Raw genomic sequence first — 15,132 nt, forward strand, 5'->3', positions numbered from 1 at the left:
TTTTATGATTTTTGAACCTTAGATTTATAGGATTTTTTTAATGTGACGAAGCATTATTATTTCACACTGCTTTAAGATGAAATAGAATTATTATCTATTTCAAAAGCTGAAGTAGTACTTCTGTAGTAGTATTTATCGAGTAAAGGCTGTATTTTTTTCTGTATTTTTTCAATAACAAAATCTGCTAGTTTAACAGAGCAGTAAGCTAATACTAAACCACCTAGTACGTCAATTACCCAGTGTACTTCAAGATATAATGTAGAGTATATAACGCTTAAACAGAAAAATCCCCATACGCATTTAAATACCTTATCCTTTTCACGCAAAACAAGTAAGAAAGCGGCAAAGGCTATAGAAGTATGCATCGATGGAAAACAATTAAGTGCTGTACCAGCCATTTCAGCGTACGAGTGAAAGTGTCTTCCAACACCGTCAGGATGACCATATACAAACCATACCTCTTGAAGATGAAAAATTATATAAAATGGACTTATTAGGAAAATTTGAAATACATGGGCAGAACACATATATCTAATAATTTTCTTATAATCCCTTATTATTACAGACCTTAATATACATATCATTGGTGGGAGTATAAAACCATTATTATAAACTAGCCTAAAAAACCAAGTTAAGTTATCACTCTTATACATTCTGAATATAGCACCATTATTGAATGGTATTGATTTAAATATAGGATTAAAATCTACAACTATTTTGAGTTTTCTTTCAAAGTTTAACATTTGGCCCCAAATTGTGTAACCATTTTTGTTTATATACCACAAAAAAACGCCAAGTGGTATGCTAAGAAGAACAAATGGAAGCCACTTAACATCTTTTCTCATGTCTTTATATGCAGTAAGAAAGACAAACCAATAAATTGATACAATAACTTTATAACCAGGTGTTGCATTGATAAAATAAACATGCAATGTATTTATAAGAAGTATTGTTCCAATTATTATGGGATAATATTCTTCTACAAAATTAAAAATCTTCTTAAAATTATTTAGCGCAGCTTGTCTATCTAAATTTAACATTCGTTCACCTCCATGACAGAGTAAATTATAACATATTCAATATACAAAGTTAACTAAAATAATAATAAATTTTGTGTATTGAATTGTGGAAATTAGTATAAATAAAACAAATGCACTTAAAATTTTGTGGTAAATGCGGGATTTACTAAGATGATTAACAGATGCGTAACAAATATTTACATTTTGATTACATTTACCTATTTTTATAATGTTGCTACATAAAATTCCATAATTAAAGGTGCATTGTATAATAAAAAAAATTAAAATTAAGGCTTTTGCAAAATAATATTTTTACTTTAATACAGATATTATTTTGCAAAAGTCATTAAAATAGTGACTTTTAATTATAGACTTTTTCTTTTGTATAGCATTGCGTCTATTATGAAAACAAATGCTGATATGCTTAATAGTATATTTATAGCATTAATACCTGTTCCTATTATTAAAGCTGAAATCCATATTAAAAAACTAAAACCACAAATCCACCTAAAAATGTTCATGAAATCATCTCCTGTTTTATAATGTTATGTCGTTTTTACAGTGAATTGATTATAGTATTTGCATTATAAAAATTAATATTCACAAAATTGTATGGGTACATTTGCAATAAAGCTTATAAAATTATATTATAATTATTAAATGAATTCATTTATAAATAATAGGTTAAAGTGAGGATGAATAGATGGAACAGAGGGTTAATGATATAAAATACAGCATAAGGGATATCGTAGAAATATCAGTTATGGCTGCAATAATTTTTGTGGCAACTAAACTTACAGGTATACCAGTTGGGCTTGGGTATAAGGGAGTTGTGCATGTTGGAGACAGCATGGTGTTTATAGCTGCTATAATTTTTAGAAGGAGAAATGCAGTTTTAGCCTCAGCTATTGGAATGGGACTATTTGATTTATTATCAACAGCTCCTATGTGGACACCATTTACACTTATTGCAAAAGGGGGAATGGCATATATAGCAGCTAGTGTTGCTTATAGGAGTGATTACAAAGGGGAAAATGTAATTAATAATATATTTGGTTTTATTATTTCTGGAATATTTATGATAATAGCTTATTATTTTTCTGGGGTTGCAATAGATCATTATCTGATGAATATGCCATGGAAACAATGCTGGATTGTACAAGCAACTCATATAACACCTGATGTAGCTCAAGTAGTAGTTGGAATGATAATAGCAGTTCCGGTAAGCAAAATTATTAAAAAAGCTAATATAATAAAATAAATCATGTAAAAAATCCTGATAAAAATTTATCGGGATTTTTTACATAGCAAAGAATATTAAACAGAGTAACTTTGCACAAGTATAGATAAACCGCTTCAACTATTGAAATTTGTGTGCACGATAATCTTTTAAAAATTGGTATTTTGGAACATAAGTAGTTTAAGTTTTAAGGTGGTTTATCTTTAGTAAAAGAGAAAAATCATCTTTAAAAAGGCAAAATAAAAAGAGAGGAAAACCTCTCTTTTGCTATCTAGAAAAATCTTTTTGGAAATTATTTCTTTTAGCTTTTCTTGCCTTTCTGCATTCAGGACATCTTACAGGATCGTTTTCAAATCCTTTCTCCTTATAAAATTCCTGTTCCCCTTCAGTAAAAGTAAATTCCTTTCCACAGTCTTTACAAACAATTACCTTATCTGCCATGATAAAATCCTCCTTAAACCATAGGAATAATTAATCTTGGACAAAGTTTCTATCTCCTATAAATTTAAGGAGTAAATAAAACAATACCTTGATAATTAACCTAATAATATAAAATATACTGATATTATATCATAAAATACATAAAATTCAATATAATAATAGTACAATTAATGGTAAAATATTAATGGCGTAATAAAGGATTTTGGGATAAATTGTAGAAATTAATATAATACTATATTATATTAATGAGGTTATAATATAGTAAAAAATTGAGTACATAGGATATGGTGAGGTGTTTATTCTGATTAAGAAGAGAGAGGATAACATGGAAAATCATGAAGAACTCTATGAGCAATATTTAAAGTTAAAACAAGAGTTTAGCACTTATCAAAATTTTGCTGAAAAGCAAATACAAATAATGAGTGAGAAAAATACAGAGTTAGAAAAAAAGCTAGATGTACTTGCTAATGTGGTAGAGGTAAGTAAATATATAAATTCTAACATAAGTGATGACAATTTGATACCAATGATTAATGATATGATTATAGGAATTTTAGGAGTTACATATTCAACAATATATTTAAGAGAGTCAGATGGAGATCTAATTGTTAAGGCCTGTAATGTTGAGGTGCCAAATTACAATATAATAGAAAACAAAATTTTTTCACTTCTTGGTTCAGAAGAGCCTATAGTTATAAATTCAAGAGAACCAATGTTTAATGAGTTTAAAAATAAACTTAACATACATTCAGTTATAGGTGTACCTATAACTTTGCGAGACAAATTTAGAGGGTATATAGTTGTTGAGCATACTCTATTTGATTTTTTTGGACATGGGCATATAAAATTTATATCAGCTATAGCGAACCAAATAGGTATCGCTATAGAAAATAATATTCTTTATAAAAAGATTAAGGAAAATTCAATTAAGGATCCTTTACTTCCAATAAATAATAGAAAGCATTTTTTTGATATAATAGAAGAAAAGGTGGCAAAATATCCTAAAAAGAGCTTTGCAATTGTAATGGTAGATATAGACCTTTTTAAGAGTTTTAACGATTCTTATGGACATCAATTTGGGGATAAAGTTTTAATAGAAACTGCAAGGGTATTATCTAAGAATATTGATCAAGAAAAGGATGAAATAGCAAGGTATGGTGGAGAGGAAATAGTAATTTATATTGATGATGCAAGTTCTCATGATAAGGTTTTTAAAATTGTTGATGATATAAGAAGGAAACTTAGCAATAATGTAGTTAAATATGGTGGAATAGAAAAATCAGTAACGGCAAGTTTTGGAATAAGCTATTACCCTGAAAATGGTGATACGGTTCAAAAGGTGTTAAATGTATCGGATTCTATGTTATATAAAGCTAAAAAATCTGGAAGGAATAAGGTAGTTTCAGCTTAAAAGTTAAGATTTGAAATTTTTATAGTAGTATGATTTAATATATAAGTGAATGCATTAAAGGGAGTGGTATTTATTATGGCAAATGTTCTTGACGAATTAATAGAGCGCGGATATATAAAACAATATACTCATGAAACAGAAATAAAGGAGTTACTTGAAAAAAAGAAGATAACTTTTTACATAGGATTTGATCCAACAGCAGACAGCCTTCATGTAGGACATTTTATAGCACTTATGCTTATGTCTCATATGCAGAAAGCAGGACACAGACCTATTGTACTTATGGGTGGCGGAACTGCAATGGTAGGCGATCCAAGCGGTAAAACTGATATGAGAAAGATGCTTACAAGGGAAGAAATTGAAAGTAATGTTTCAAATATAAAGAAGCAGATGCAAAAGTTTATAGACTTTAGTGATGGTAAAGCAATTCTTGCTAATAATGCCGATTGGCTAATGCGATTAAATTATATAGAATTTTTAAGGGATATTGGAGTTCATTTTTCAGTTAATAAAATGCTTACAGCAGAATGTTTTAAACAGAGAATGGAAAAAGGTCTTTCTTTTCTTGAATTTAATTATATGCTTATGCAAGGATATGATTTTTATAGATTAAATAAAGATTATGATTGTATAATGGAACTTGGTGGAGATGATCAATGGTCTAACATGATAGCAGGAGTAGAACTTGTAAGAAGAAAAGAGAATAAACCTGCTTATGCAATGACTTGCTCTCTTCTAACAAATAGTGAAGGCAAAAAGATGGGTAAGACTGAAAAAGGAGCATTATGGCTTGATCCGAAGAAAACATCACCATACGATTTTTATCAGTATTGGAGAAATGTGAATGATTCTGATGTTGGAAAATGCCTAGCAATGCTTACATTTTTACCTATGGATGAGGTTAGAAGACTTTCTGCACTTCAAGATAAAGAAATAAATGAAGCAAAGAAGGTTTTAGCATATGAGGTGACAAAGCTTGTTCATGGAGAAGAAGAGGCTAAAAAAGCGGCTAGTGCCTCTGAAGCTTTATTTGGCAGTGGAAGCAATATGGATAACGTTCCTGTAGTTTATATACCAAAAGATATGGAAAATGCTGCTATACTTGAGGTTATGGTGTATACTAAAATACTTCCATCAAAAGGTGAAGGTAGAAGGCTTATTCAACAAGGAGGCCTTACTCTAAATGATAATAAAGTTGAAGATTTCAATAGAACTCTTTCAGAGGAAGATTTCAAGGATAATGGATATGCAATAATTAAAAAAGGAAAGAAAAAGTTCTTTAAGTTAATTATTAAATAGAAGATATTAATTAAGGAATAGTATTGCATCATACTATTCCTTAAATTTTATATTATTTTAACAAAAATGTTTGTAAAAAGGGTATTGATTGTATTGATATTATTTACGATAATAAGCTTAGGTAATTAAGAATAAGCTGCCTTAAAACAAAATAAGGTAAGATGCTTATAATAGTTTTAGGGGTGAGTGTTTTGGCAAATGTTTCAAATGTAAATAGTTATTCTAGTAAGGACAATTTATCGACGACTAAGAAAATTTCTTTTGATATAGGTGAAGTTTTTACAGCACAGGTTTTGGGAGCAGATACTGAATCGGGAGAGGTTGTTTTAAGAACTTCAGATGGTTGGAAATTTGATGCTAAAGTTGAAAATTTCAATCAAATGGACAGCTTTAGTGGTAATGGTAAGTTCGTGGTTGATGGTGTTAAAGATGGAAAAGTAATAATAAAACTTTTAGACATGCAAGAAAAAAAACCGGATGATAAACAAATAATAAATGAAGAATTACTTAAAGATTTAGGACTTACAAATTCAAAAGAAAATATTGATTTATTAAAAACACTAATCGAACATAATATGCCTCTAACTCAGGAAAATATATCAAAAATGAAAACTATAATTGATTTTAAAAGGGATTTAAATGATGATTCCAATAAAGCAAATGAATTTATATCTAAATTTCTTGAAAATAAAAATATAGATATAAAGAGTGAAGAAGGGCAAACAATTTATAGCAAATTAAAGGATTTCTTTCAAGAATTAAAAAATTTAACTTCAGAAGATATACTTACTTTTTTTGAGAATAAACTTGAATTAAATGAAAATAACATAAAAAGTTTTAATAAGCTTTTTAAAGGAGAAGGTTCATTATATAAGGAACTAGAAAATATAGACAAGTCAGTAAATAATAATTTAAAACGCACTGATAATTTAAAAAACTATCCAAATGATAGTAGTGTAAAAAATACAAATAGTATTAAAAATGAAGAAATGGCAGAAAATATTTCTGAGGCTATTAAAAATCACAATAAAAATGTAGAAACTAACAGCGAAAAGCTTGAAGCTAATATCAAGCCTAATTCTAATATAGATAAAGGTGAGAACTCAAAAAAAATTAATTCAGAAGAAATTATAAAGTTAATTAATAATTCAAATGAAAATATTAGTGCAGATAAAAAAACTAATTTAATTAACAATATAAAAACATTAGATAGTTTAAGAAAAATCGTTGAGAATTCTGGCAACAAGAATGAGACTATTTTTAATAGCGGTAATGATGTAGTCGCTGAAAAAATTAAAAATTATATACTTGAAAATGCAAAAGATTTACAAAATATAAGTGGTAAAGACGTAATAAAACAGGTAATGAGCAATATTGAAGGAAATTTAAAGCTTAGCGATGAAAATGCAAATGATATTTTAAAAGCTCTTCAAAGTTTAGATGGTAAAGAGGGAAGCAAAAGCATAATTGAAAAAAATATAGTTGAAAGTAGTGCAAATAATGTTAAGCTTGAAGAAACAGCAAAATTAATAAAGAACTTAGTTAATACAAACAATATCGATAAAGTACAAGCTAATTCAGCCCAAAATGTTAAGGAACAGATAAATTTAAAAATAGAGAATATGAAAGATTTTATAAGTAATTTAATTGATGCAAATAAGGGTGATAATAGCAGTTTAAGCCAAAAAGTATATGAAATCATAAAAAATAATATAAATGACTTTAAAGTATTTAATAATATAAGTAATGAGTACTATTATATGGACATACCAGTGACCAATAATCAAAATGATTATAAGTGTAAACTAATAATTAAGGATGATAGAAAATCTGGGAAAAAAGTAGATAGTAAGAATGTAAAGCTGGTTACTTCTGTAAAAACCGTTAACATGGGTGTTGTAGATGCGTATGTAAGGGTCTTTGATAATAATATGAATGTAAATTTGAAGTGCGAAAAGCAGTGGGTTAAAATTTTTAATAGAACTAAAGACACTATAATTGGTAAAATATCAAATATGGGATATAATATTAATATGAGTGTAGATAAAAAAGAAGATAAAGAAGAAGTAGATATAGTTAGTTGCAGAAGCTTTTTTAATGACAATAGTTCTTACAGCAAAATAGATGTAAGAGTATAGCAATTATTATGCATTGCATATAATGGGGTGATTTTATGGAGAAGGAAAGAAAGAAGGCAGCAGCATTAAAATATGAAGTTGGATACAAAGCTCCTATTGTCACCGCTGTGGGAATGGGGTTTATTGCCGATAAAATAGTTGAAAAAGCTGCTGAAAATGAAGTGCCAATTGTATATAATAAAGAACTTGCAAATTTACTCTCAAATGTTGAGGTTGGGACTAATATACCTTATGAATTATATGATGTAGTGGCTGAAATAATTGGATATATTATGGATATAGACAGTGATGTAGGAAGGTGAATAAATGGCTTTATATGCAATATCAGATTTACATTTGGATTTTAGTGGTGATAAGCCTATGAATGTATTTGGTCAGTTTTGGGATAAACATGATGAAAAAATAAAAAATAATTGGCTTAATCATATAAAAGATGAAGACACTGTTCTTATTGCAGGGGATATATCTTGGTCTATTAATATTGAAGATGGCAAAAAAGACCTTGATTGGGTACATGAGCTTCCAGGAAGAAAGATAATTTCTAAAGGGAATCATGATTACTGGTGGACAAGTATAAATAAATTAAATAATATGTACGAAAAAATCTCTTTTATACAAAATAATTTTTTTACCTATAAAGATTATGCTATTTGTGGAACAAGAGGATGGATAAGTAGGGACTTTGATGGGTTTGATGAGCATGATGATAAAATATATAATAGAGAGATATTAAGACTTAAATTATCCTTAGATTCAGCAGTAAAGGCCGGATATAATAAAATTATAGTTATGATTCATTATCCACCATTTAACGATAAGTACGAGGATTCAGAATTTACAGATGTAGTAGAAAGCTATGGAGTTGAAAAAGTTATTTATGGACATATTCATGGGCCAGCTTTAAAAAATGTAAATGGCTATTTTGTTAAAAATAATGTGGAATATATATTGACATCATGTGATTATCTTAATTTTGAACCAATAGAAATAAAGCTAGTTTGATACTAGCTTTATTTTATATTAGCTTTTAAATTCTTTGCATATGTATTTAAATCAATTACATCAGAATTTTGAGTGTCTAATTTGCTTGAGATTTCAGAAAATAACCCATCAACTGTAGAAGCTGCATTTGATATATTATTTACACCATTATACAGTATTTCCTTTTTACTCATAAAATCAGAAAGTGAGTCACAGGCATTTGAAGTTTCTGAAGCAGAATAATCAATTGAAGATTTTATTGATGATAAAGTTTCTTTTGTTCCAGCTATAGTAGTATTTTGAGTTTCAATACTATTTTCTGCTGATGACATAGAAGTAGATGCATTCATTATGTCATTTTTTATTTCACCTAATATTTTTGTGCTGTTTTCAACTGCTGATTTTGTGTTTTCAGCTAATTTTCTTATTTCATCAGCAACAACTCCAAATCCTTTTCCAGCTTCCCCTGCTCTTGCAGCTTCAATAGCGGCGTTTAATGCTAGTAAATTAGTTTGTTCTGCTATTTCGCTTATAGAATCTGTTATAAGGTTAACCGATTCTATTTTTGACACCATATCATTAACTATAGATGAAGATGTTTTAAAAATAGTTTCGAATTCACTTAAAGATGAATTTAATATTTCTGCACTTTTAAGTCCGTTATCGGCTAAAGAATTACTTGATGATATTGCTTCATGAACATTTTTAATTTTTTCAGATAAATCACTGATATTTTTACCAAAGTTATCTAAGATTGAAAGCATATCTGACATATTATTTTTTTTAGTTTCGTTTAATGAAGCAAGTTTATCAAATGATGAAGCTATGGATGAATGGTTAGATGAAACTTTTTCACTGCTTGCACAAAGTTCATCTACAGTTTTATTTAGTGCACTATTGAAAGACGCTTCAGCTTTAGGTGTTTCGATATCCTTTTCTACAGGTGTTGGTTCTTGCAAATTCGAAGATTCATGTGTTGAATTTTTTTTAAAAAACATAGTTTTCACCCCAAATTATTATTTTATCTCTTATAAAATACTCGTATAATAAAATATAAACTGAATGGTCTCACTAGAAGAATTTTGAAAAAATACCCTTCTTTTTTTCGTCATTTAAGGTATCTTCATCTGTTAAATTAGTTTCGTTTTTAGGAGATGATTTAATTAAGTCTTTTTGATCCCTAATTTTATTTTTTAATTTTTGAGGAGCGTTAGTCTCACCAATTACTCTTCCGAACCATAGTAGAGCTTGGTCGTCATCACCAATTCGTCTATTTAGTTCTCCTATTAAATACATCATTGTAAATTTGTCCATTCCATATATAGGAAACCTTTCGCTAAAATAAGCTTTGTTAAACTCGTCAATTGAATTTTTTATATAAGAAATTTCAAGTTTAGAGTTTCCCAGTATACGATACATCCAGGCGATTTTTAAGCAGTTCATTGCCTTGCAGCTGCTTTTGGCATCTATTGTTACATAATTCAATAGAGAAATCTTAAATCGTTCTATTGCTGTGTTTACATTATAAACTTCTGGATAATTTTTAGCATGCCATTTTATAGATATTTTATCCATAACAAGCTGTTTTTGGGACTCTCGTATTTTATTGAAATCAGTTTTCATTGCAGCATATCCACATACGTTGCAAAGCCAAACATCATAAAAGTACGGATTTATATTTTTATATTCATAACAGAAATCACTATCTTGTTTTAAAATTCTATAAGAAGATTTTTTTATAGCTCTTGCTTTAAATATACTTCCACAAACAGGACATGTTATAGTTTTATCGTATAGGTAAATCAATTGATCATTGTCATTTTTTGCATTCATATTATTGTCCACAAAATCACCTCATCAAATAAACTACATAATAAATTATTATGTAGAAAGTACAGTACATAATATTATTATAACAAAAAATAACTTATATGCCACAAGTTTTTATAGTGAATCCAGTATTTTTTTTATATATATAATTTTATATTTAATCTCATTGAAAAAATTATTTATGTATTATAATATATTATAGGTATTTATTTAATATTTGTTTAAAAGGGAGAAAAATTATATGGCAAAATTTGAATGGAAGGCATTTTTAATACCTTATGAGCAGGCAGTAGAAGAATTGAAAGTTAAATTTAAAAGTATAAGAAAAGAGTATAGAAGAAGAAATGAATATTCACCAATAGAATTTGTTACAGGTAGAGTAAAGGAGATTTCTAGTATATTAGAAAAGGCTAATAAATTTAATATTCCTATGGATAGAATAGGGTATGAAATGGAGGATATAACTGGCATAAGGATAATGTGTCAGTTTGTTGATGATATAAATAAAGTTGTAAACATAATACGTGGAAGAAAAGATATGCAAATAATGTATGAGAAGGATTACGTCGCTAATGTTAAAAAAAGTGGATATAGAAGTTATCATATGGTTATAAAATATCCAATAAATATGGCAGATGGCCCAAAAGAAATACTTGCGGAACTTCAAATAAGAACTTTGGCAATGAATTTTTGGGCGACTATAGAGCATTCACTGAATTATAAATACAAGCAGGATATTCCTGAAAATATAAAGGCAAAATTAAAAAGGGCTGCAGATGCTGCATTTCAATTAGATGAGCAAATGCTTGAAATAAAAGATGAAATTATGGATGCACAAAAATTATTTGAAATAAAATCAAGCCTTATTTCTAACATTATAAATAATATTTCTCTTATTTCGTCAACAGGTAAAATTTCAGATGCTTTAAGATTTAGAAGCAAGCTTAATTTACTTATAGAAAAAGGAGAGGTAAATGAGTTAAATAATTTATTGAAGGATACTGAAAAATCCCTTCGTACTAATAAATAAGTAGTAGTTGAGTTTTAGATTTTTTTCGTTCTACTCCTTAATATATAGATTACAAATATGATTGCTGGAAATACTATAAAATTTGCAAAAGATATATATGTGTAATAGTTTAATGCTCTAAAAAGAATTACTGTATTTTTACTTAAAAAATAAGAAGCTATGAAGACAATTGCACTTATAACATATATAGTATATTTCTTATCTAATTTAGAGTACTTTATGAGTATTTGCAGTGAGTAGAAGGTTAGTATATATTTTATGAACCAACCACCAACTACTTGAAATAGAACGTAAAATTCACCACTTTCAATAAAATCGAAATAATTTATAAGCTGTGTCTGTATAAGTCTTGGATAATACATGTTATTCAATCTTTTTTCTGAAAATGTCATTAAAAGTCCTATTGTTGTGAAAATTTGAATTTCTGCGAGTATGGCTAAGCCTATTAAAATAGGTTTAGCTAATTTATTTTTTTGCTTTACTTTATTTATTATAGGAAATACTATTCCAAACCCTGAATACATTGCAAATCCTTTTAATGAGCATATAAGCAAATTTTTATCAAATCCGTTTTTTAAAATTGGAAGAAGATATCTAGCATGCCTGTATTTGATGAGCAGTGAAGATAGATTTATTCCAGATAGCATTATAAGGGGGATTCCGATTAGTGTGACTGATAGTATTGCGCCTTCGCCCTTATATACTGTGTATAATGTTGGAATCAGAAAAAAAGCAATAAAGTACCATTGAGGAGTTTCAAATAAAATATTAACATGTAAAAGATTCGCCTCTACTGATGAGCATTCAATTAAAGTTAATATTAAGCATATTGCAAAGAATATAATAAAAAGCGTACCTAATGGCTTACCTAATGAATTACAGTATATATCTTTTAAGTCATCGTCATGATTGTTAGCTTTAAATGCTTTTATTACTAGCAAGCAAAATACTAGTAGAAGTATTGTCGCTGCAATGACAGCTATCCACGTATCTCTCCCGCCTAGTGTTGTCATAAGCATTGGATATGTTTTCATTGAAAGCATTGGAACCGCTACTATAATTGGTATAAGATAGTTTTTATTAAGGCTTTTCATATTTGAAATGTTCCTTTCAGTAAAAATTGAATATGAATTTATTATTTTCTAAATGCATGAATATTATTCAATTTTCCAGAGGATAATAAGCTTGGGTGGTAAATATGAATGAAGAGAAGCTTAAATATATAAAAGAAAAATTTAAGGGAAATGTAGATGTAAAATATAGAATAATTGACTCAGAAAATGGGACTATAACTATGGTTTTTATCGATAATCTTTGTGATTCACATTTTATAAGTGAATATATAGTAGCACCAATACTTGAATGTAAAGACAGCATTAAAAGTTTAGAAGATATCAAAAATAATGGGCTTTTTGCATTTTCTATAGGTGATGTTAAAGATAAAGGTGATGCAATACTTCATATACTTCTTGGTGATGTGGTTATAATATGTGATTTTTGTGAAGGAATGATGTTTTGCGAAGCTAAAGGCTTTGTAAGAAGGTCTGTAAGTATACCAATAACAGAAAACGTTGTAAAGGGACCAAGAGAAGGCTTTACAGAAGCATTTGTGGATAATATTTCACTTATAAGAAGGAAAATAAGAGATGGAAATTTAAAATTTGAAAGTGTGATGGTTGGTGATAAATCACAAACAGTAGTGGTTGTGGCATACTTAAAGGGTACCGCTCCAGCAGAACTTGTAGAGGATGTTAAAAACAAAATTAAGCAAATCAGCACAGAGTATATTCTTGATACTAGTTATATAGAAGATAAATTAAAAAGTAGAGGTACGGCATTTGATACAGTTGGTTATACGGAGAAAGCGGATATAGCAGCTGCTAAAATATTAAAGGGAAAAGTTGGAGTAATAGTTGATGGAACCCCCTTTGTGATAACTGCACCATATTTCTTTTATGAAAACTTTCAAGCAGCAGATGATTATTATCTAAATAAATATGTTGTCAATTGTACAAGAGTTTTAAGATGGATTGCATTTTTTATAACGCTAATTTTACCAGCAATGTTTATTGCAATTACAACCTATCATTTTTCTTTAATTCCATCACTATTTATTTTTAGGCTGTCACTTTCAAGGGCAGGAGTACCTTTTCCTACTATAGTTGAAATACTTATGATGTCTTTGTTTTTTCAGATATTAAGAGAAGCAGGAATAAGACTTCCACAACCTGTAGGTCAGGCAATGAGTATAGTTGGTGCTTTAATTTTAGGTGAATCTGCAGTTGGTGCAGGGCTAACATCAGAAATAACAATAATAATTGTAGCACTTAGTTCTATATCATCATTTTTGATTCCAAAGCTTTATGGTGCAATTTCAATTTGGTCTATAATAATGACGTTATTTGCAGCATTCTGTGGGCTCCCTGGACTTTACGCTGGATTTTTTATGTTTATTTCTCAGATAGGTTCTCTTAAAACTATGGGATATCCTTACATATATCCTATGAAAACAATAAGGAATGTCAAAAATGAGGATCAAGTGTTAAGAGGTGACCTTGATGAAATAAGCAATCAATCATTGAAAAAGGATGATAAAACATGAAGAAGAAATACTTATCCATATTTTTGATTTTAAGTTATCTTACTACTTTTACAGGCTGCTTTAATTATAGAGATATTGATAAAATTATTTTTGTAACTACCCTGGTGTATGATATAGATCCAGATAATAATGTTTTGGTTTACCTAGAAGCTTTTGAGGCACAAAGAACTTTAACTAAAGGCAGTGAAAAATCTCAAAGATTGATATTTAGGGGAAGAGGAAAAACTGTATTTGAAGCAATAAGAGATATAAGTTTACAATCTGGTTATGAAATAAATTATACTCAAATTAAAGCTATAATATTTTCTGAAAAGGCAGCGAGGGCTGGAATTAAAGGTTTTATAGATGTTTTAACAAGAAATCCTCAATTTTATTTGAAACCCTATATGGCTGTTTATACGGGAAGTGTCGAAGAAATCTTGCAAGGTGGCTTTAAAGAAGAGCAATATGTGGGCATTTTAATAAATGATTTAATGAAAAATGTAAGAGTTTCATCAAGAGCAATACGAATTCAATATGCGGATTTTTTAAATCAAAGGACTGAACTTGATAGAGCAAGTATAATGACGGTTATAAGTCATGGGAAAAATAAATATAGGAATTCTGTTGAACTTAATGGAGGAGCTGTTTTTATAAATGACAAAATGGTAGACGTTATTGAAAGATCAGAAACTGAGGCATATAATTTTATGGTTAACAGAATTAGTTCTGGTGTTATGGAAGTAGTTAGTCCTATAAATAAAAATAGATTTATTTCCCTTGAGATACTTAGAAATAATACAAAAACAGATATAAATTATTATAAAAATAAAGTATATTTAACAAAGAAAATAGATGTGAAGGCATCTATAGCTGAGAGTCAAGGACAGATAAATTTAAATAAGGAAAATGTTAAAAAAATAGAAGTAAATGCGGATAAAAATTTAATCAATAATGCAAATAGAATATTTAATAAATTTAAAAAGAAGGGTATAGATATATTTAATATTCAAGATGATTTAGAGAATAAGTATAAAATAAGAGAAAAGAATTTGATACAGAAGACACAGCTTAATGTTGAACCTACAGTTAAAATTGAAGGCGGTGGAAAATCATCATCCTTCTATTAATAAAAAATGCTTAGAACTTTAATTTTTGAAAG

The 15,132-nt window shown here is 28.4% G+C and carries 15 protein-coding genes; 9 read left to right on the forward strand and 6 right to left on the reverse strand.

The features are described 5' to 3' along the window. Positions 1-71 precede the first annotated feature (71 nt). Positions 72-1,040, reverse strand: a complete 969-nt coding sequence (locus tag ACJDT4_RS04445; RefSeq protein ID WP_406786332.1) for a phosphatase PAP2 family protein — start codon at positions 1,038-1,040, stop codon at positions 72-74. 344 nt (positions 1,041-1,384) lie between these two features. Beyond that, entirely contained in the window at positions 1,385-1,540 is a 156-nt protein-coding gene (locus ACJDT4_RS04450) for a hypothetical protein (RefSeq protein ID WP_406786333.1), read from the reverse strand. A gap of 182 nt (positions 1,541-1,722) precedes the next feature. Here ACJDT4_RS04450 and ACJDT4_RS04455 point away from each other — a divergent pair, with 182 nt between their 5' ends. Continuing rightward, on the forward strand, positions 1,723-2,280 hold the full coding sequence (locus ACJDT4_RS04455) for an ECF transporter S component (RefSeq protein ID WP_406786334.1): 558 nt from the start codon (positions 1,723-1,725) through the stop codon (positions 2,278-2,280). 246 nt (positions 2,281-2,526) lie between these two features. Here the strand turns inward: ACJDT4_RS04455 and ACJDT4_RS04460 are convergent, their stop codons facing one another. Beyond that, a complete protein-coding gene (locus tag ACJDT4_RS04460; protein ID WP_406786335.1) occupies positions 2,527-2,700 on the reverse strand; it encodes a zinc-ribbon domain-containing protein in 174 nt (57 codons plus the stop codon). Positions 2,701-3,025: 325 nt separating this feature from the next. On the opposite strand from ACJDT4_RS04460, the gene ACJDT4_RS04465 reads away from it, so the two are divergent. From ACJDT4_RS04465 to ACJDT4_RS04485, 5 genes are all read left to right on the forward strand, one after another. Beyond that, positions 3,026-4,111 carry a sensor domain-containing diguanylate cyclase gene (locus tag ACJDT4_RS04465; RefSeq protein WP_406786336.1) on the forward strand — a complete coding sequence of 362 codons (1,086 nt, stop codon included), beginning with the start codon at positions 3,026-3,028 and terminating at the stop codon, positions 4,109-4,111. 75 nt (positions 4,112-4,186) lie between these two features. Then, entirely contained in the window at positions 4,187-5,410 is a 1,224-nt protein-coding gene (gene tyrS, locus ACJDT4_RS04470) for a tyrosine--tRNA ligase (protein WP_406786337.1), read from the forward strand. Between the two features lie 191 nt (positions 5,411-5,601). Then, positions 5,602-7,548: a ring-infected erythrocyte surface antigen domain-containing protein gene (locus ACJDT4_RS04475; protein ID WP_406786338.1), complete on the forward strand. Its 1,947-nt coding sequence runs from the start codon at positions 5,602-5,604 to the stop codon at positions 7,546-7,548. Between the two features lie 35 nt (positions 7,549-7,583). After that, entirely contained in the window at positions 7,584-7,850 is a 267-nt protein-coding gene (locus ACJDT4_RS04480) for an EscU/YscU/HrcU family type III secretion system export apparatus switch protein (protein ID WP_406786339.1), read from the forward strand. A 4-nt stretch (positions 7,851-7,854) separates the two neighbouring features. Next, on the forward strand, positions 7,855-8,550 hold the full coding sequence (locus ACJDT4_RS04485) for a metallophosphoesterase (protein ID WP_406786340.1): 696 nt from the start codon (positions 7,855-7,857) through the stop codon (positions 8,548-8,550). A gap of 8 nt (positions 8,551-8,558) precedes the next feature. On the opposite strand, the gene ACJDT4_RS04490 is transcribed toward ACJDT4_RS04485, so the two are convergent. Beyond that, positions 8,559-9,527 carry a methyl-accepting chemotaxis protein gene (locus ACJDT4_RS04490; protein WP_406786341.1) on the reverse strand — a complete coding sequence of 323 codons (969 nt, stop codon included), beginning with the start codon at positions 9,525-9,527 and terminating at the stop codon, positions 8,559-8,561. 73 nt (positions 9,528-9,600) lie between these two features. Beyond that, entirely contained in the window at positions 9,601-10,374 is a 774-nt protein-coding gene (locus tag ACJDT4_RS04495; RefSeq protein WP_406786342.1) for a DUF2225 domain-containing protein, read from the reverse strand. A gap of 226 nt (positions 10,375-10,600) precedes the next feature. Here ACJDT4_RS04495 and yjbM point away from each other — a divergent pair, with 226 nt between their 5' ends. Then, positions 10,601-11,389: a GTP diphosphokinase gene (gene yjbM, locus ACJDT4_RS04500; RefSeq protein ID WP_406786343.1), complete on the forward strand. Its 789-nt coding sequence runs from the start codon at positions 10,601-10,603 to the stop codon at positions 11,387-11,389. Positions 11,390-11,403: 14 nt separating this feature from the next. On the opposite strand, the gene ACJDT4_RS04505 is transcribed toward yjbM, so the two are convergent. Further along, positions 11,404-12,483 carry a GerAB/ArcD/ProY family transporter gene (locus ACJDT4_RS04505; protein WP_406786344.1) on the reverse strand — a complete coding sequence of 360 codons (1,080 nt, stop codon included), beginning with the start codon at positions 12,481-12,483 and terminating at the stop codon, positions 11,404-11,406. A gap of 104 nt (positions 12,484-12,587) precedes the next feature. Between ACJDT4_RS04505 and ACJDT4_RS04510 the strand changes: the two genes are divergently transcribed. Next, positions 12,588-13,991 (forward strand): spore germination protein, encoded by a 1,404-nt coding sequence (locus ACJDT4_RS04510; protein ID WP_406786345.1) that lies wholly within the window; start codon positions 12,588-12,590, stop codon positions 13,989-13,991. Continuing rightward, positions 13,988-15,100: a Ger(x)C family spore germination protein gene (locus ACJDT4_RS04515; protein WP_406786346.1), complete on the forward strand. Its 1,113-nt coding sequence runs from the start codon at positions 13,988-13,990 to the stop codon at positions 15,098-15,100. Before ACJDT4_RS04510 ends, ACJDT4_RS04515 begins: the two co-directional genes overlap by 4 nt. Positions 15,101-15,132 lie beyond the last annotated feature (32 nt).

It is taken from the genome of Clostridium neuense (assembly GCF_045310695.1).
GTDB lineage: Bacteria > Bacillota > Clostridia > Clostridiales > Clostridiaceae > Clostridium_S > Clostridium_S neuense.